The organism is Streptomyces sp. NBC_01077 (genome assembly GCF_045162855.1).
Taxonomy (GTDB): domain Bacteria; phylum Actinomycetota; class Actinomycetes; order Streptomycetales; family Streptomycetaceae; genus Streptomyces.
Genome location: NZ_CP108669.1, coordinates 2320586 through 2337755 on the forward strand (window position 1 = coordinate 2320586; position 17170 = coordinate 2337755).

The window sequence follows — 17170 nt, forward strand, 5'->3', positions numbered from 1 at the left end:
CTAGGTCACGCCACTGACAGCGCTGTCTCCGTCAGCTGCCCGTCAGCGGTCCGTCGGCTGCCCGTCGGCGGTCCGTCCGCGGTCCGTCAGCTGGTCCAGAAGTCCCACCAGCGGGTCAGGATCAGCATGCCGATGATCCCGATGTGCAGGACGGGGAGGATCCAGGTGAACTCGTCGAAGAACGTCCTGAGGCCGCGTGGGGCGGGGATGACACCGTGGCGGACGTTGTGCGAGGTCACGTACCAGAACATGACGATCGTGGCGACCCAGGCCAGGCAGCACCACAGGCAGAGCGAGTTGATCTCGTACAGCGACTGGTACATCAGCCAGGTGCAGAAGCCGACACCGAACAGGGTGCCGGCGTTGAGGCCGAGCCAGTACCAGCGGCGGTAGCGGGCCCCGGCGAGCAGGGCGAGGCCGATCGCGATCACCATGGCGTACGTGACGAGGCCGAGCATCGGGTTCGGGAAGCCGAAGACCGAGGCCTGCTCGCTCTTCATGATGTTGCCGCAGGAGACGATCGGGTTGAGGCTGCACCCGGGGACGAAGTTCGGGTCTTCGAGGAGCTTGAACTTGTCGATCGTGATGACCCAGGCGGCGAGCACCCCGGCCGCTCCGGTGATCACGAGCAGCCAGGCGAAGGCCTTGCTCGCTCCGATCGTGCCGTCGTCGCGCCGGCCGGTCGCGGCCTCGTCCACCGCTGCCTTCGTCATGTTCGCCTTTTCCCTCGCTCGCGGGCCTTGTGGGCACGGTCATTCTGCCGCACGGGGCACCGCGCCCACCGTTCGCCGAAGATAAGTGAAGCGAACATAAGGGCGACGCGGAGGGGCCCGGACCCACGCGCGTGCGTGGGTCCGGGCCCCTTCGTCCCTACGGTCCGTCAGGCCAGCTTGGCCCGTACCGCGTCGAGCAGGGCGTCCACGGCGACCGCCTGCTGCTCGCCGGACTCCATGTCCTTGAGCTGGACGACACCCTCGGCGAGGTCGCGCTCACCGGCGACGACGGCGAGACGCGCACCCGAACGGTTGGCGTCCTTCATCGCACCCTTGAGGCCCTTGCCACCGAACGAGAAGTCCGCGGCGATGCCCGCCCTGCGCAGCTCGGTGACCTTGCCGAAGAGGACGCGGCGCGCCTCCTCGCCGAGGGCCACCGCGAAGACGCTGGTGGCGGCGGGGATGTCGAGCTCGACGCCCTCCGCCTCCAGGGCGAGGACCGTACGGTCCACACCGAGCGCCCAGCCCACCGACGGCAGCGCGGGGCCGCCGATCATCTCGGAGAGGCCGTCGTAGCGACCGCCGCCGCCGACCGCCGACTGCGAGCCGAGACCGTCGTGGACGAACTCGAAGGTGGTGCGGGTGTAGTAGTCCAGGCCGCGCACCAGCTTGGCGTCGTCCTCGAAGACGACGCCCGCCGCGGTGATCAGGGCGCGCACCTCCTCGTGGTACGCCTTGCACGCGTCGCACAGGTAGTCGCGCAGCAGCGGGGCGCCGACGAGCTGCTTCTGCACGGCCTCGCGCTTGTCGTCGAGGACGCGCAGCGGGTTGATCTCCGCGCGGCGCAGCGTCTCCTCGTCGAGGTCGAGCCCACGCAGGAAGCCCTGGAGCGCCTCGCGGTAGACGGGACGGCACTCCTTGTCGCCCAGCGAGTTGAGCAGGATGCGGAAGTTCCGCAGGCCGAGGGAGCGGTAGGCCTCGTCGGCCAGGATGATCAGCTCGGCGTCGAGCGCCGGGTCCTCGGCACCGATCGCCTCGGCACCGACCTGGGAGAAGTGGCGGTAGCGGCCCTTCTGCGGGCGCTCGTACCGGTAGTACGAGCCGGAGTACCAGAGCTTGACCGGCAGGTTTCCCTGCTTGTGGAGGTTGGCCTCCAGGGCGGCACGGAGCACGGAGGCGGTGCCCTCGGGACGCAGGGCGAGCTTGCTGCCGCCCTTGGTCTCGAAGGCGTACATCTCCTTGGTCACGATGTCGGTGGACTCGCCGACGCCGCGGGCGAAGAGGTTCACGTCCTCGAAGCCGGGGGTCTCGACGTAGCCGTATCCGGACTTCCGCAGCGGCGCGGAGATCGCCTCGCGGACCGCGAGGTATGTCGCCGATGTCGCCGGGATCAGGTCGTACGTGCCCTTGGGGGCCTTGAAGGTGCTCACGAAAATCTCGTCACATTCCTCGTCGGGGAGCGTCCGTGCTCCCGAGGCCGGCGGCCACGTCCCGCAGATAGGGGTTCGTGGCGCGCTCCTGGCCGATGGTCGTCTGGGGACCGTGTCCCGACAGCACCACGGTCGAGTTGTCGAGCGGCAGGCACACACGGGCCAGCGAAGCGAGCATCTCGTCCATGTCACCGCCGGGAAGGTCGGTGCGTCCGATGGAGCCGGCGAACAGCAGGTCCCCGGAGAAGAACACGGAGGGGATCTCCGTGGTCTCCGGCATCCTGAAGGTCACCGACCCCTTGGTATGACCGGGCGCGTGGGCGACGGAGAAGTCCAGACCGGCGAGCTTCAGCTCGGCGCCGTCGGTGAGTTCTCGCACGTCGTCGGGCTCTCCCACGGTCAGCTCGCCCATGAGAGGCATCCCGATGGAGCGGCCGAGGGCCTTCTCCGGGTCGCTCATCATGTAGCGGTCGGACGGGTGGATCCACGCGGGGACGTCATGGGCGCCGCACACCGGGACGACGGAGGCGACGTGGTCGATGTGTCCATGGGTGAGGACGACGGCGACGGGCTTGAGCCGATGCTTCTTCAGCGTCTCCTCGACACCCTGGGCGGCCTGGTGGCCCGGGTCGATGATCACGCACTCCTCGCCTGCGGCGGGGGCGACCAGATAGCAGTTGGTCCCCCAGGCCCCGGCGGGGAACCCGGCAATCAGCACGTTCGTCCTTAGATGTCGTCCGGCACGGGGGCGCGGAATTCGCGGAACCCGCAGAAAACGCGGAATGCGGCAGATCAGAGCCTACCGGCGGTGCCGGTTCCACAGCCAACCCGTATACGGTACGGGCACATCCGGCCAGGACAGGAACACACGAGCGACAGGAGCGGAACCGGTGGTCACCAGCGATCAGCGGCGGCGGCAGCTTGCCAGGGAGAAGTACGCGCGTCAGCAGCAGCGGCGGGAGGAGAACCGACGCAAGGCGAAGCGCCGCAACACCGTCGTCGCGGCCGCCCTCGCGGTGGTCCTCGCGGCGGGCGCCGCGGTCTACGCGTCCGTGGCGCTGACGGGCGACGACTCCCCCAAGGACAACGCGGCGGGCTCCGACAACTCGGCGAGCAGCTCGCCCAGCAGCCCGGCGCCCTCGCAGAGCGAGTCGGCGAGCCCGGAGCCGGTGATGTCCGTGGACGCCAAGGCCACGTACGCCATGGCGCTCAAGACGAACGAGGGCGACGTCACGATCACCATGGACGCGGCGAAGACCCCGCGCACGGTGAACTCCTTCTCGCACCTCGCCTCGAAGAAGTACTTCGACGGGACGAAGTGCCACCGGCTCACCACTCAGGGCATCTTCGTGCTCCAGTGCGGTGACCCCAAGGGCGACGGCACCGGCGGCCCGGGCTACACGATCCCGGACGAGAACCTGGGCGCGCTCGGCAAGGCGGGCTCGGACGGCTCCGTGACCTACCCGGCCGGCACCGTGGCGATGGCCAACACCGGGCAGCCGGGCAGCGGCGGCTCGCAGTTCTTCCTCGTCTACAAGGACACCAAGCTGCCGCCGAGCTACACGCCGTTCGGAAAGATCGACGCGGCCGGCCTCCAGGTGGTCAAGGACGTGGCCGCGGCCGGTGTCACGGGCGGCGCCACCGACGGCGCCCCGAAGAAGGCCGTCACCATCGAGAAGGCGACCGTCGCGAAGAAGTGAGCCGGGCGTCCGCACGCACGCGTGACCGTGAATCTCGGTCGCGCTGAGTGCGGACAGCCGGGCCGCCGTTCGCCTAGATTGGCGTTGTGCAGCGTTGGGCCGTCGGCCGCGCTGCGGATGGCGGGCGAGGCCCGCCGGGAAACTGTGGACGATGCCCGGGGGGTACGACCCCGCGACGGCATCATGGTGAGGAGGCGCTGTGAGCAGCGACCCGTGGGGCCGCGTCGACGAGACGGGCACCGTGTACGTGCGGACGGCCGAGGGCGAGAAGGTCGTCGGATCGTGGCAGGCCGGCACCCCTGAGGAGGCCCTGGCCTACTTCGAGCGCAAGTACGAGGGCTTGGTTGTCGAGATCGGCCTCCTCGAGAAGCGGGTGAGGACCACCGACCTCTCGGCGAAGGACGCCACCGCGGCGATCGAGCACATCCGGCACCAGGTCGACGAGCACCACGCCGTCGGCGACCTGGCCGCGCTCGCGACCCGCCTCGACAAGCTCGTCGAGACGGTCGACTCGCGCCGCGAGGAGCGCAAGGCCCAGAAGGCCAAGCAGACCGACGAGGCGCGCACCGCCAAGGAGAAGCTCGTCACGGAGGCCGAGGAGCTGGCCCAGAGCGAGCAGTGGCGCTCCGCGGGCGAGCGGCTGCGGGCGCTCGTGGACACCTGGAAGGGCCTCCCCCGGCTCGACCGCAAGTCCGACGACGAGCTGTGGCACCGCTTCTCGCACGCCCGCTCGGCTTTCTCGAAGCGCCGCAAGGCCCACTTCGCCTCGCTGGACGCGCAGCGCGAGGACGCCCGCAAGGCCAAGGAGCGTCTGGTCGCCGAGGCGGAGTCGCTGTCGAACTCCACCGACTGGGGCACCACGGCGGCCCGCTACCGCGACCTGATGACGGAGTGGAAGGCGGCCGGCCGCGCCCAGCGCGAGCACGAGGACGACCTGTGGAACCGCTTCCGCGGCGCCCAGGACGTCTTCTTCGCGGCGCGCGGCGAGGTCTTCGCCGAGCGGGACGCGGAGCAGACCGAGAACCTCAAGCTGAAGGAGGAGCTCGCGACCGAGGCCGAGAAGCTGCTGCCGGTGTCGGACCTGAAGGCGGCGCGTGCGGCCTTCCGTTCCCTCAACGAGCGGTGGGAGGCCATCGGCCACGTACCGCGTGACGCCCGTCCCAAGGTCGAGGGCCGGATGCACACGGTGGAGCGGGCGATCCAGGAGGCCGAGGAGACCGAGTGGCGCCGGACGAACCCGGAGGCACGCGCGCGTGCCGCGGGTCTGACCGGTCAGCTCCAGGACGCGGTCGAGAAGCTGCGCAAGCAGGTCGACGCGGCCCGCGCCGCCGGCAACGACGCGAAGGCCGACAAACTCGCCCGTGAGCTGGAGGGCCGCCAGGCCCTGCTCGACCAGGCCATGAAGGGCCTGGAGGAATTCGGCGGCTGATCGAGCCGTGACCGTACGAGGAAGGCCCCCCGGCTCGCTGCCGGGGGGCCTTCCTCGTACGTGCTGCTACGGCCTGCGGGCCGAGGTCACGCGGTACACGTCGTAGACGCCCTCCACGCCCCGTACGGCCTTCAGGACGTGGCCCAGGTGCTTCGGGTCGCCCATCTCGAAGGTGAAGCGTGAGGTGGCCACCCGGTCACGGGAGGTCTGGACGGCCGCCGAGAGGATGTTCACGTGCTGGTCCGAGAGGACCCGGGTGACGTCCGAGAGCAGTCGCGAGCGGTCCAGGGCCTCGACCTGGATGGCGACGAGGAAGACGGAGGACTGGGTGGGTGCCCACTCGACCTCCAGGATCCGCTCCGGTTCCCGGGAGAGCGACTCCACGTTGACGCAGTCGCTGCGGTGGACCGATACGCCGCTTCCGCGGGTGACGAAGCCGATGATCGGGTCGCCGGGCACGGGGGTGCAGCAGCGGGCCAGCTTCACCCAGACGTCCTCGACACCCTTGACGACGACACCGGGGTCGGCGCTGGAGCGGCGCTTGGAGCGGCCGCGGGTGGGCATGGTCGCCTCGTCGATGTCCTCGGTGGCGGCCTCCTCGCCGCCGAGCGCCTGGACCAGCTTCTGCACGATGGACTGGGCGGTGACATGGCCCTCGCCGATCGCCGCGTACAGCGAGGAGATGTCGCTGTAGCGCATCTCGTGGGCGAGGGTGACGAGGGAGTCGCCGGTGAGGATCCGCTGGATCGGCAGGTTCTGCTTGCGCATGGCCCGCGCGATGGCGTCCTTGCCCTGCTCGATGGCCTCGTCGCGGCGCTCCTTGGAGAACCAGGCGCGGATCTTGTTGCGGGCGCGCGGTGACTTGACGAAGCCCAGCCAGTCGCGGGAGGGCCCGGCGCCGGCGGCCTTGGAGGTGAAGACCTCGACCAGGTCGCCGTTGTCGAGGGTCGATTCGAGCGGCACGAGCCGCCCGTTGACCCGCGCTCCTATGGTGCGGTGGCCGACCTCGGTGTGGACGGCGTACGAGAAGTCGACGGGGGTGGCACCGGCGGGCAGCGCGATGACGTCGCCCTTGGGCGTGAAGACGAAGACCTCGTTGCGGGAGAGGTCGAAGCGCAGGGACTCCAGGAACTCGCTGGGGTCCTCGGTCTCCTTCTGCCAGTCGAGGAGCTGGCGCAGCCACGCCATGTCGTTGAGGTGGTCGTCCTTGCCGGTCCTCTTCGGCACGTCGGCGCGCACCTTGGAGGCGCCGGCGACGGCCTCCTGCTTGTACTTCCAGTGCGCGGCGATGCCGTACTCGGCGCGGCGGTGCATGTCGAAGGTGCGGATCTGCAGCTCGACCGGCTTGCCGTTGGGTCCGATGACCGTCGTGTGGAGCGACTGGTACATGTTGAACTTCGGCATCGCGATGTAGTCCTTGAACCGGCCGGGGACCGGGTTCCATCGCGCGTGGACGGTGCCGAGGGCCGCGTAGCAGTCGCGGACGGTGTCCACGAGGACGCGGATGCCCACCAGGTCGTAGATCTCCGCGAAGTCACGGCCGCGGACGATCATCTTCTGGTAGACGCTGTAGTAGTGCTTGGGGCGGCCGGTGACGGTGGCCTTGATGCGGGCGGCGCGCAGGTCGGCCTGGACCTCGTCGGTCACTATGGCGAGGTACTCGTCCCGCTTGGGGGCGCGCTCGGCGACGAGCCGGACGATCTCGTCGTACATCTTGGGGTAGAGGATCGCGAAGGCGAGGTCCTCCAGCTCCCACTTGATGGTGTTCATGCCCAGGCGGTGGGCCAGGGGTGCGTAGATCTCGAGGGTCTCGCGGGCCTTCTTCTCCTGCTTCTCCCGCTTGAGGTAGCGCATGGTGCGCATGTTGTGCAGGCGGTCGGCGAGCTTGATGACCAGGACGCGCGGGTCCTTGGCCATGGCGACGACCATCTTGCGGACGGTCTCGGCCTGCGCGGCCTCGCCGAACTTGACCTTGTCGAGCTTGGTGACGCCGTCGACGAGGAGCGCGACCTGGTCGCCGAAGTCGCGGCGCAGGGTGTCGAGGCCGTACTCGGTGTCCTCGACGGTGTCGTGCAGGAGACCGGCCATCAGGGTCGCCGGGTCCATGCCGAGCTCGGCGAGGATGGTGGTGACGGCGAGCGGGTGCGTGATGTACGGGTCGCCGCTCTTGCGCTTCTGGCCGCGGTGCCAGCGCTCGGCGACCTGGTAGGCCCGCTCGACCTGGCGCAAAGTCGCCGTTTCGATCTTCGGGTCGTTGGATCGGACGATCCGCAGCAGCGGTTCGAGGACCGGGTTGTACGGGGAGGAACGCTGGACGCCGAGCCTGGCGAGGCGGGCACGGACGCGGTTGGACGAGCCGCCGGAGCGTGCGGGCGCGGCCGGCGCGGGCCGTGCGGGCGCGGGCGTGGGCGTCTCGGGGGCCGGTGCGGGCGCGGGCGCGGCAGGCGGGGGCCCGGTCTCCGCGGGCTTGTTCTGGGGCGTGCCGGTCCCCGGCGCGGCCTTTTCGGCCTTCGGGTCGGGCTGCGCGGCGGAGAGTGACTGGGCCTCGTCTGGCAAGAGCGCTCCTCGTGCGGTGCCGGGTCCCCCGGTCAGGCCCGGAAAGGCCATGGTATCGAGCCACGGGTCACGGTGCGCAACGCGGTGGCCGCTCGCCCGGGGAGCGCGGGGCTCACGCGGCCCGCGAACCCCGCTGTCCGGCGGCCGTCGGTTCCGGCGGACCGCCTGGCAGCGTGACGACGTGCGGGAACGACGAAGGGCGCCTCGGGAGGTCCCGGGCGCCCTGTGCCGTATCCCTCGACCGTCATCGGGCGGGGGATCGTCGTACGTGAAGCATCACACTCGGATGAGTGCCGTGAGCGGTGCCCCGTTCAGGGCGGGCTCCAGACGGGCGCGGCCCGGCAGGAAGCCGAGCTCCATCAGGACCGCGACGCCCGCCACCTCGGCGCCCGCGCGGCGGATGAGCTCGATGGAGGCCTCGGCCGTGCCACCGGTGGCGAGGACGTCGTCGATGACCATGACGCGGTCGCCCGCGGCCAGGTCCTCGGCGTGCACCTCGATCTCGGCGGTGCCGTACTCCAGCTCGTACGCCTGGCGGAGCGTCGCCCCGGGGAGCTTGCCGGCCTTGCGGACCGGGATGAAGCCCAGGCCCGCGCGGACGGCCACCGGGGCGGCCAGGATGAAGCCGCGCGCCTCGAGGCCGACGATCTTCGTCGCGCCGTGCGCGGAGCACAGCGCGGCGAGGGCGTCGGTGAGCGCCGTGAACGCCTCCGGGTCCGCGAGCAGCGGCGTGATGTCCTTGAACAGCACGCCCGGCTTCGGGTAGTCCGGTACGTCGCGGATGCGGCTGAGCAGGAGGTCGGTGACGTCCTGGGCCTCTGCGGTCATCCTCGGCGCTCCTGGGCACGGCCCCGACGGCTCACCCGGGGACCGACGACGGCGGCCTCGGGGTCGCCGGCGGACGTCTCGTCCGAGCCGTCGTACGACTCGCCCTTGGCGGCCGCGCCGGCCCGCTTCGCCATGATGCGCTTCTTGAGTGCCCTGATCGCCGGCTCGCGCTCCTTGAGGTCGGCGACGAGCGGGGTGGCGATGAAGATCGAGGAGTACGCACCGGCGGCGAGACCGACGAACAGCGACAGCGAGATGTCGTTGAGCATGCCGGCGCCGAGGACGCCACCACCGATGAAGAGCAGGCCGGCGACCGGCAGCAGCGCGACGACGGTGGTGTTGATCGAACGGACCAGGGTGCCGTTGATCGAGCGGTTGGCCAGCTCGCTGTACGTGAAGCGGGTCTGCTTCGTGATGTCCTTCGTCTGCTCCTTGAGGGAGTCGAAGACGACGACCGTGTCGTACAGCGAATAACCGAGGATCGTCAGCAGACCGATGACCGTACCGACGGTGACCTCGAAGCCGACCAGCGAGTAGATGCCGACCGTGATCGTGAGGTCGTGGATCAGCGCGATGAGCGCCGCGGCCGCCATTCTCCACTCGAAGGCGATGGCCAGATAGATCACCACGAGGATCATGAAGACCGCGAGGCCGGTCCAGGCCTTGGTGGCGATCTGCTCACCCCAGCTGGGGCCGACGATCTCCGCCGCGATCTTGTCCTCGGGGACGTTCAGGTCCTTGGCGAGCTCCGAGCGGACCTGGTCGGACTGCGCGGTGTCGAGGCCGCCGACCTGGATGCGCAGGGAGCCGTTGCCGAGCTGCTGGACGATCGCGTCGTGGCCGGAGGCCTCTTCCGCGTACTCCTGGGCCTGGCTGACGGAGACTTCCGACTTCGGGGTGGTGAAGACCGCGCCGCCCTGGAACTCGATGCCCATGTTGAGGCCGCGGACGGCCAGGGCGACGATGGCGGTGATGGTGATCAGGATGGACAGGCCATACCAGATCTTGCGGTTGCCGATGAAGTCGTAGCCGACCTCACCGCGGTGGAGCCGGGCGCCGAGATCGCCGAGCTTCGACATCTCACGCCTCCTTCGGGTCGACAGGGCCAGCGGCAGAGGCATTGGCACGACGGGTGCGGCGCAGCGGCGGCTTGGCGCCGAGTCGCTTCGGGTCCAGGCCGGACCAGGCGTGACCGTCGCCGAAGAACTTGGTCCGCGCGAGGAGCGTCATGACCGGCTTGGTGAAGAGGAACACCACGACGACGTCGAGCAGGGTGGTCAGGCCGAGCGTGAACGCGAAGCCCTTGACCTTGCCGACGGTGACGATGAAGAGCACGGCCGCGGCCAGGAACGACACGAAGTCGGAGACCAGGATGGTGCGACGGGCACGCGGCCAGGCGCGCTCGACGGCCGGGCGGAGCGTGCGGCCCTCGCGGAGCTCGTCGCGGATGCGCTCGAAGTACACGATGAACGAGTCCGCGGTGATGCCGATGGCGACGATGGCGCCGCAGACGGCCGGCAGGTTCAGCGCGAAGCCGATGGCCGGGCCGAGCAGGGCCATGAGCACGTAGGTGAGCAGCGCGGAGACGCCGAGGCTGAGGATGGCGATCAGCGACAGGCCGCGGTAGTAGGCCACCAGGTAGATGATGACCAGAGCCAGGCCGATGGCGCCGGCGATCAGACCGGCCTGCAGCTGGTCACCGCCGAGTGCGGCGGTGACGGTGTCGACGCTCTGCGTCTCGAAGGAGAGCGGCAGGGCACCGTACGACAGGATGTTGCCGAGGTCCTGGGCGGACTGCTGGTTGAAGTTGCCGGAGATCTCGGCGCTGGCGCTCAGCGTCTGGCGCACCGAGGGCGCCGAGACGACCTCGCCGTCCAGGACGATCGCGAACCGGTTCTGCGGGTCGGCCTGCGCCGACAGCTTGCCGGTGATCGACTGGAACTTCTTGGAGCCACCACTCGTGAAGTCCATGGTGACGATCCACATGCCGCGCTGCTGGTCGAAGACGCCCTTGGCGTCGTCGACGTCCTTGCCTTCCACCTCGGCCGGGCCGAGGAGGTACTTCGACCACACGCCCGGCGCGTCCTCGCCACAGGCCACGGTGGGCTGGGCCGGCAGGACGCCCTGGCCGGCGGACGAGCGCTGCTTGGCGTCGAGGCAGTTCAGGGAGGCGAACTTCTGCTGGAGCGCCGCGGTGGCGGCGTCAGGCGTCGGGGTCGCCGACGGGGTCCCGGTGGCCTTCGGCGTCGCGGACGACGAGGCGCTGCCGGTCGGCGTAGGCGTCGGGGCCTTGAGGGCCTCGGTGAGCGCCCGGCCCTGGGCGGAGCCGGTGGCGGTCGGGGTGGCCGACTTCTCACCCACGGACGAGCCGGAGGTGGAGGCGGACGGCTTCGGCGTGGCCGAGGGGGAACCGGAGGAACTGGCGCTGGGCGCCACCGCGGGTCCGCCGTCCGTCACCGCGAGAACGGGCCGGAAGTAGAGCTGGGCGGTGGTACCGACCTGCTCCCGGGCCTGCTTCTCGTTCGTCCCGCGAGGGATGTTGACGATGATGTTCTCGCGGCCCTGCGTCTGGACCTCGGCCTCGGAGACACCGAGACCGTTGACACGGCGCTCGATGATGCCGACGGCGGTGTTCATGTTGGTCTCGTTGACCGCCGACTCCTGGCCGGGATCAGCCTTGGCCTTGAGCGTGATCGACGTGCCGCCGGCGAGGTCGATGCCCAGGCGCGGGGTGGTGTGCCCCGACCAGAACATGCCGCCGGTGAGCGCGACCATGGCGATCAGGATGAGTGCCAGGGCGCGGCCCGGCCGGCTCTGTCCCCCCGCCGGCCTTCGGCCCTTCTTCGGTGCTGCCACCTGTCGTATCTCCCTGTCCAACCGTCTCGCGCCGGGTATGCGTGAGACGGCCACGAAGTGTGTGTGGGGACCTGCCCCCGCAGACCTTGGAACCGTTCGGGGACCGCGCGCGCCGGTGGGCGTGCGCGGTGGCCCCGGCCGCGACTACTTGGCGTCGGTCTCGCCGTCGGTCTTGCCGTCCTTCTGCCCCTCGGTGGCGGCCTCGGCCGCGTCCGACTTCTTCGTCAGATCGGCCTTCGGCGCAGCGTCCTCGACCTCGGCGGTCTCCGTGGCCTCGGCGGCCTCGGTCAGCGACGAGGCGTCGTCCGGGACGACGGTGTCGGAGTCCGAGTCCTCGTCGTCACCGTGGACGATGCGGTTGTACTCGGAGTCCTCGAGGACGGCGCCGATCGAGTTCTTCGCGTAGACGGCGTGGACGCCGGGCGCGACCTCGAGGAGGACGGTCTCGTCGCCGATCTCCTTGACGGTGGCGTACATCCCCCCGATCGTCCGTACGCCGGTGCCGGGCTGCATCTCGTTGCGCATCTGCGCCGCCGCCTGCTGCTTCTTCTTGGCAGAGCGGGTCATCAGGAACATGGCCCCGATGAGGACGATGAAGGGGAGGAGGGTCACGATGCTCACGGGACGGGTTTCCTTCGCACGGTCGCGGAGAACCCGCGGCCTGATCTTCGGGGGTGGGCGCGCCGACCAGAAAGGGCGGCATCGGCGGAGTCTAGGCGAGTCCGCATCGATGGAACAACGTCCAGCATCGCACCCTGGTTCCTGTCCGGGCGAGTGTCAGCACCGTCACGCCCCGAAGAGCCCCTGTTGTCCGCTTCCTGGCGTCCCCGGGCCCGCTGCCTGCGGTGGAACGAGTCCGAGGTGCGCCCATGCCGCGGGAGTGGCGACCCGACCACGGGGCGTACGGGCCAGCAGACCTTCGCGTACGAGGAAGGGTTCGGCGACCTCCTCGACGGTCTCGCGCTCCTCTCCCACCGCGACGGCGAGGGTGGAGAGACCGACCGGGCCGCCGCCGAACAGCTTGAGCAGGGCCTCCAGGACGGCGCGGTCGAGCCGGTCGAGGCCGCGGCCGTCGACCTCGTACACGCTGAGGGCCGCCTCGGCGATCTCCCGGTTGATCACTCCGTCGGCCCTGACCTGCGCGTAGTCACGGACGCGGCGGAGCAGACGGTTGGCGATACGGGGGGTGCCCCGGGAGCGGCCGGCGATCTCGGCGGCGCCGGCGGGGTCGATCTCGACGTCGAGGAGTCCGGCGGAGCGGTGGATCACGCGCTGGAGCTCGCCCGGGTCGTAGAACTCCATGTGGCCGGTGAAGCCGAAGCGGTCGCGCAGCGGGGGCGGCAGGAGCCCGGCCCGGGTGGTGGCGCCGACCAGGGTGAACGGCGGGAGTTCGAGCGGGATGGCGGTGGCGCCGGGGCCCTTGCCGACGATGACGTCGACGCGGAAGTCCTCCATCGCCATGTAGAGCATCTCCTCGGCGGGCCGGGACATGCGGTGGATCTCGTCGAGGAAGAGGATCTCGCCCTCCTGGAGGGAGGAGAGGATCGCGGCGAGGTCTCCGGCGTGCTGGATGGCAGGGCCCGAGGTGATGCGGATCGGCGCGTTCATCTCGGCGGCGATGATCATCGAGAGGGTCGTCTTGCCGAGGCCGGGGGCGCCGGAGAGCAGCACGTGGTCGGCGGTGGCGCCGCGCTGGCGGGCGGCCTTGAGGACCAGGTCGAGCTGCTGGCGGACCTTCTCCTGACCGACGAACTCGCTGAGGTCCTTGGGGCGCAGGGCCGCCTCGACGGCCTGGTCGTCACCCTCGGCGGAGGCACCGACGATGCGTGCCTCGTCGGCACCGGTGGTCTCGTCGTCCCAGTTCACGGATGTCTGCCTTCTCGGTGGTGGTGCGGTGGTCTGTGCGCGGCGGCGGCCCCCGGGGGTGGGGGAAGGCCCGCGCGGCGGTTCGTCGTCAGCGCGCGCGGTTCAGGGACTGCAAGGCCGCGCGCAGCAGCTGCGGCACGGGCGCCGAGCCTCCCGCGGCGATCGCCTCCTCGGCCTGCGGCGCCACCGCGGCCACCGCCTCCTCCGCCTCGCGACTCGCGTATCCGAGACCGATCAGCGCGGCGGACAACTGCTCCGTCCACGGCGCCGGTCCGGACGCCGCCGCTCGCTGCGCGCCGACCATCCCGCTGCTGCCGAGCGGCGCGCCGAGCTTGTCCTTCAGTTCGAGGAGGAGTTTCTGCGCGCCCTTCTTGCCGATGCCGGGAACGGCCATGAGGGCCTTCTCGTCACCCGTCGACACGGCGATGCGCAGGGCGTCCGGGCTGTGCACCCCGAGCATCGCCTGCGCGAGGCGGGGCCCGACACCGCTCGCGGTCTGGAGGAGCTCGAAGACCTGCCGCTCGTCGTCGTCGGCGAAGCCGTACAACGTGAGGGAGTCCTCCCGGACGACGAGGGAGGTGGCGAGCCGGGCGTCCGCACCGATCCGCAGTCCCGCGAGCGTTCCCGGGGTGCACTGGACGGCCATGCCCACGCCGCCGACCTCGATGACGGCCGTGGTGGGGGCGAGCGCGGCGACCGGGCCGCTGACGAAGGCGATCATCGGGTTCGGCCTTTCACTGCGGCCGCCTGCCGGGCGACCGCCTGCTGGAGACGGTTCTCGGCGACGGCCTGTTGGAGACGGTTCTGGGCGGGGGCCCGCCAGATGTGGCAGATGGCGAGGGCGAGGGCGTCGGCGGCGTCGGCGGGCTTGGGCGGGGCGGAGAGCCGGAGCAACCGGGTCACCATGGCTCCGACCTGTGCCTTGTCGGCACGTCCGCTCCCGGTGACGGCGGCCTTGACCTCGCTGGGAGTGTGCAGGGCGACGGGGATGCCGCGGCGTGAGGCGCAGAGCATGGCGACGGCACTGGCCTGGGCCGTGCCCATCACCGTACGCACGTTGTGCTGGCTGAACACCCGCTCCACGGCGACGAGTTCGGGCGAGAAGCGGTCGAGCCACTCCTCGATGCCACGCTCGATGCCGACCAGGCGCACGCCGATGTCGTCGTCCGCAGCCGTCCGCACCACGCCCACGCCGAGCATGGTGAGGGGCCGTCCGGCGACGCCTTCGACGACGCCTACGCCGCACCGCGTCAGGCCAGGGTCGACCCCCAGTACACGCACGCCGTGCCCCTCCCACCGAAGCCGGTCCGGTCGATCCCGTCGATCACCAGTTTGTGCAGGCTATCCGCTGCCACTGACAACGCCGCACGAACGACAGCGGGCCGACGGGGGCGTGTCCCCGTCGGCCCGCTGTCGCAGAGCCTTCGTCGAGCGGTCGAACGGCCGCGATCAGACGTCGACCTTCTCCATGATCTCGTCGCTGACGTCGAAGTTGGCGAAGACGTTCTGCACGTCGTCGCTGTCCTCCAGCGCGTCGATCAGCTTGAACATCTTGCGCGCGCCCTCTTCGTCGAGCTCGACCTGCATGGTCGGGACGAAGCTGGACTCGGCGGAGTCGTAGTCGATGCCGGCCTCCTGGAGGGCGGTACGGACCGCGACCAGGTCGGTGGCCTCGCTGATGATCTCGAAGGACTCACCGAGGTCGTTGACCTCTTCGGCACCGGCCTCGAGCACCGACTCCAGGACGTCGTCCTCGGACAGCTCGCCCTTGGCGAGCACGATGACGCCCTTGCGGTTGAACAGGTACGAGACCGAGCCCGGGTCGGCCATGGAGCCGCCGTTGCGGGTCATGGCCACGCGCACGTCGGAGGCGGCGCGGTTGCGGTTGTCGGTGAGGCACTCGATGAGCACCGCGACACCGTTCGGGCCGTAGCCCTCGTACATGATCGTGGCGTAGTCGGCGCCGCCGGCCTCGAGACCCGCTCCGCGCTTGAGCGCCGAGTCGATGTTCTTGTTCGGGACCGACTGCTTCTTCGCCTTCTGGACGGCGTCGAACAGCGTCGGGTTACCGTCCAGGTCGGCGCCGCCCGTGCGGGCCGCGACCTCGATGTTCTTGATCAGCTTCGCGAAGAGCTTGCCGCGCTTGGCGTCGATCACGGCCTTCTTGTGCTTCGTCGTAGCCCATTTAGAGTGGCCGGACATCTGCCTGTCTCCTTCGCGTAACCCATTTCTGAACGAACCCCAGAGATCCTACCGGGACCGGATCAGCGTGCCGCGCGCACCATGTCGACGAACAAGGCGTGAATGCGGTGATCCCCGGTGAGCTCGGGGTGGAACGAGGTCGCGAGCGCCCGGCCCTGCCGTACGGCGACGATGTGACCCTCGTGCTCGGCGAGGATCTCGACCTCGGCGCCGACGGACTCCACCCAGGGGGCCCGGATGAAGACGCCCTCGACGGGCCCGTCCTCGATGCCCGTGACGGTGACGCCGGCCTCGAAGGACTCGTTCTGCCGCCCGAAGGCGTTGCGGCGGACGATCATGTCGATGCCGCCGAAGGTCTCCTGGCCCGAGCGCGGGTCGAGGATCTTCTCGGCGAGCATGATCATTCCGGCACAGGTGCCGTAGACCGGCAGGCCGGCGGCGATGCGCTCGCGCAGCGGCTCCGCCATGCCGAACAGCTCTGCCAGCTTGGAGATGGTGGTGGACTCACCACCGGGGATGACGAGGCCGTCGACCTCGGCCAGCTCCTCGGGGCGCCGGACCGGCCTGGCCACGGCGTCAGCCGCGGCCAGGGCGATCAGGTGCTCCCGTACGTCGCCCTGGAGTGCCAGGACACCGATGACGGGTGTGGTCATGAGTGATTACCAGCCGCGGTTGGCGTAGCGCTCGGACTCGGGGAGGGTGTCGCAGTTGATGCCGACCATGGCCTCGCCCAGGTTGCGGGAGGCGTCCGCGATGATCTTCGGGTCGTCGTAGAAGGTGGTGGCCTTCACGATGGCGGCGGCGCGCTTGGCCGGGTCGCCCGACTTGAAGATGCCGGAGCCGACGAAGACGCCCTCGGCACCGAGCTGACGCATCAGCGCGGCGTCGGCCGGGGTGGCGACACCACCGGCGGAGAACAGCACGACCGGGAGCTTGCCGAGCTCGGCGACCTCCTTGACGAGCTCGTACGGGGCGCGCAGGTCCTTCGCCGCGGCGAACAGCTCGTTGTTGTCGAAGCCGCGCAGCTTGGCGATCTCGTTCTTGATCTGGCGCAGGTGGCGGACGGCCTCGACGACGTTGCCGGTGCCGGCCTCGCCCTTGGAGCGGATCATGGCCGCGCCCTCGGCGATGCGGCGCAGGGCCTCGCCCAGGTTGGTGGCACCACAGACGAAGGGGGTCGTGAAGGCCCACTTGTCGGAGTGGTTGACCTCGTCGGCCGGGGTGAGGACCTCGGACTCGTCGATGTAGTCGACGCCGAGGGACTGCAGGACCTGGGCCTCGACGAAGTGGCCGATGCGGGACTTGGCCATGACCGGGATGGAGACCGCGCCGATGATCTCTTCGATCATGTTCGGGTCGGACATGCGGGCCACGCCGCCGTCCTTGCGGATGTCCGCGGGGACCCGCTCCAGGGCCATGACGGCCACGGCGCCGGCGTCCTCGGCGATCTTCGCCTGCTCGGCGTTGACCACGTCCATGATCACGCCGCCCTTGAGCTGCTCGGCCATGCCGCGCTTCACACGGGCGGTGCCGGTCTCGGGGGACTGGGGGGAAACGGAAGGCGTGGTGGACACGGGTACCTCACTCGTG

Annotated in this window: 16 protein-coding genes; 2 read left to right on the forward strand and 14 right to left on the reverse strand. The window is 70.2% G+C overall.

Annotated features, from left to right (window positions below):
- Positions 1-86: 86 nt before the first annotated feature.
- From OG462_RS10255 to OG462_RS10265, 3 genes are all read right to left on the reverse strand, one after another.
- Positions 87-713 carry a vitamin K epoxide reductase family protein gene (locus tag OG462_RS10255; RefSeq protein WP_406056597.1) on the reverse strand — a complete coding sequence of 209 codons (627 nt, stop codon included), beginning with the start codon at positions 711-713 and terminating at the stop codon, positions 87-89.
- Positions 714-880: 167 nt separating this feature from the next.
- Complete coding sequence (hisS, locus tag OG462_RS10260) at positions 881-2143, reverse strand: histidine--tRNA ligase (RefSeq protein WP_406056599.1); 1263 nt, start codon at positions 2141-2143, stop codon at positions 881-883.
- Between the two features lie 10 nt (positions 2144-2153).
- Positions 2154-2861, reverse strand: coding sequence for an MBL fold metallo-hydrolase (locus OG462_RS10265; protein WP_030316256.1), 708 nt, complete (start codon positions 2859-2861; stop codon positions 2154-2156).
- A gap of 172 nt (positions 2862-3033) precedes the next feature.
- On the opposite strand from OG462_RS10265, the gene OG462_RS10270 reads away from it, so the two are divergent.
- On the forward strand, positions 3034-3843 hold the full coding sequence (locus OG462_RS10270; RefSeq protein WP_406056601.1) for a peptidylprolyl isomerase: 810 nt from the start codon (positions 3034-3036) through the stop codon (positions 3841-3843).
- Positions 3844-4042: 199 nt separating this feature from the next.
- The gene (locus OG462_RS10275; RefSeq protein ID WP_406056603.1) at positions 4043-5272 is read left to right on the forward strand and encodes a DUF349 domain-containing protein; all 1230 of its coding nucleotides are present in this window, start codon (positions 4043-4045) and stop codon (positions 5270-5272) included.
- Between the two features lie 66 nt (positions 5273-5338).
- Here the strand turns inward: OG462_RS10275 and OG462_RS10280 are convergent, their stop codons facing one another.
- The 11 genes from OG462_RS10280 to pdxS all read right to left on the reverse strand — a co-directional run bounded on the left by OG462_RS10280 (position 5339) and on the right by pdxS (position 17154).
- Entirely contained in the window at positions 5339-7828 is a 2490-nt protein-coding gene (locus tag OG462_RS10280) for a RelA/SpoT family protein (protein ID WP_406056605.1), read from the reverse strand.
- 276 nt (positions 7829-8104) lie between these two features.
- The gene (locus OG462_RS10285) at positions 8105-8656 is read right to left on the reverse strand and encodes an adenine phosphoribosyltransferase (RefSeq protein ID WP_406056607.1); all 552 of its coding nucleotides are present in this window, start codon (positions 8654-8656) and stop codon (positions 8105-8107) included.
- On the reverse strand, positions 8653-9735 hold the full coding sequence (gene secF / locus OG462_RS10290) for a protein translocase subunit SecF (protein WP_406056609.1): 1083 nt from the start codon (positions 9733-9735) through the stop codon (positions 8653-8655). The genes OG462_RS10285 and secF overlap by 4 nt, the downstream gene beginning before the upstream one ends.
- Position 9736: 1 nt before the next feature.
- Positions 9737-11512 (reverse strand): protein translocase subunit SecD, encoded by a 1776-nt coding sequence (secD, locus tag OG462_RS10295; RefSeq protein WP_406056611.1) that lies wholly within the window; start codon positions 11510-11512, stop codon positions 9737-9739.
- A gap of 144 nt (positions 11513-11656) precedes the next feature.
- Positions 11657-12133, reverse strand: a complete 477-nt coding sequence (gene yajC / locus OG462_RS10300) for a preprotein translocase subunit YajC (protein ID WP_406056613.1) — start codon at positions 12131-12133, stop codon at positions 11657-11659.
- Positions 12134-12298: 165 nt separating this feature from the next.
- The gene (gene ruvB, locus OG462_RS10305) at positions 12299-13378 is read right to left on the reverse strand and encodes a Holliday junction branch migration DNA helicase RuvB (protein ID WP_406056616.1); all 1080 of its coding nucleotides are present in this window, start codon (positions 13376-13378) and stop codon (positions 12299-12301) included.
- A gap of 88 nt (positions 13379-13466) precedes the next feature.
- Positions 13467-14099 carry a Holliday junction branch migration protein RuvA gene (gene ruvA / locus OG462_RS10310; RefSeq protein ID WP_406056618.1) on the reverse strand — a complete coding sequence of 211 codons (633 nt, stop codon included), beginning with the start codon at positions 14097-14099 and terminating at the stop codon, positions 13467-13469.
- Positions 14096-14659, reverse strand: coding sequence for a crossover junction endodeoxyribonuclease RuvC (gene ruvC, locus OG462_RS10315; RefSeq protein ID WP_073914711.1), 564 nt, complete (start codon positions 14657-14659; stop codon positions 14096-14098). Before ruvC ends, ruvA begins: the two co-directional genes overlap by 4 nt.
- A 168-nt stretch (positions 14660-14827) precedes the next feature.
- The gene (locus OG462_RS10320; protein ID WP_406056620.1) at positions 14828-15580 is read right to left on the reverse strand and encodes a YebC/PmpR family DNA-binding transcriptional regulator; all 753 of its coding nucleotides are present in this window, start codon (positions 15578-15580) and stop codon (positions 14828-14830) included.
- Between the two features lie 62 nt (positions 15581-15642).
- Entirely contained in the window at positions 15643-16233 is a 591-nt protein-coding gene (gene pdxT / locus OG462_RS10325; RefSeq protein WP_406056621.1) for a pyridoxal 5'-phosphate synthase glutaminase subunit PdxT, read from the reverse strand.
- A 6-nt stretch (positions 16234-16239) separates the two neighbouring features.
- Positions 16240-17154, reverse strand: a complete 915-nt coding sequence (gene pdxS, locus OG462_RS10330) for a pyridoxal 5'-phosphate synthase lyase subunit PdxS (RefSeq protein ID WP_209493853.1) — start codon at positions 17152-17154, stop codon at positions 16240-16242.
- Positions 17155-17170 lie beyond the last annotated feature (16 nt).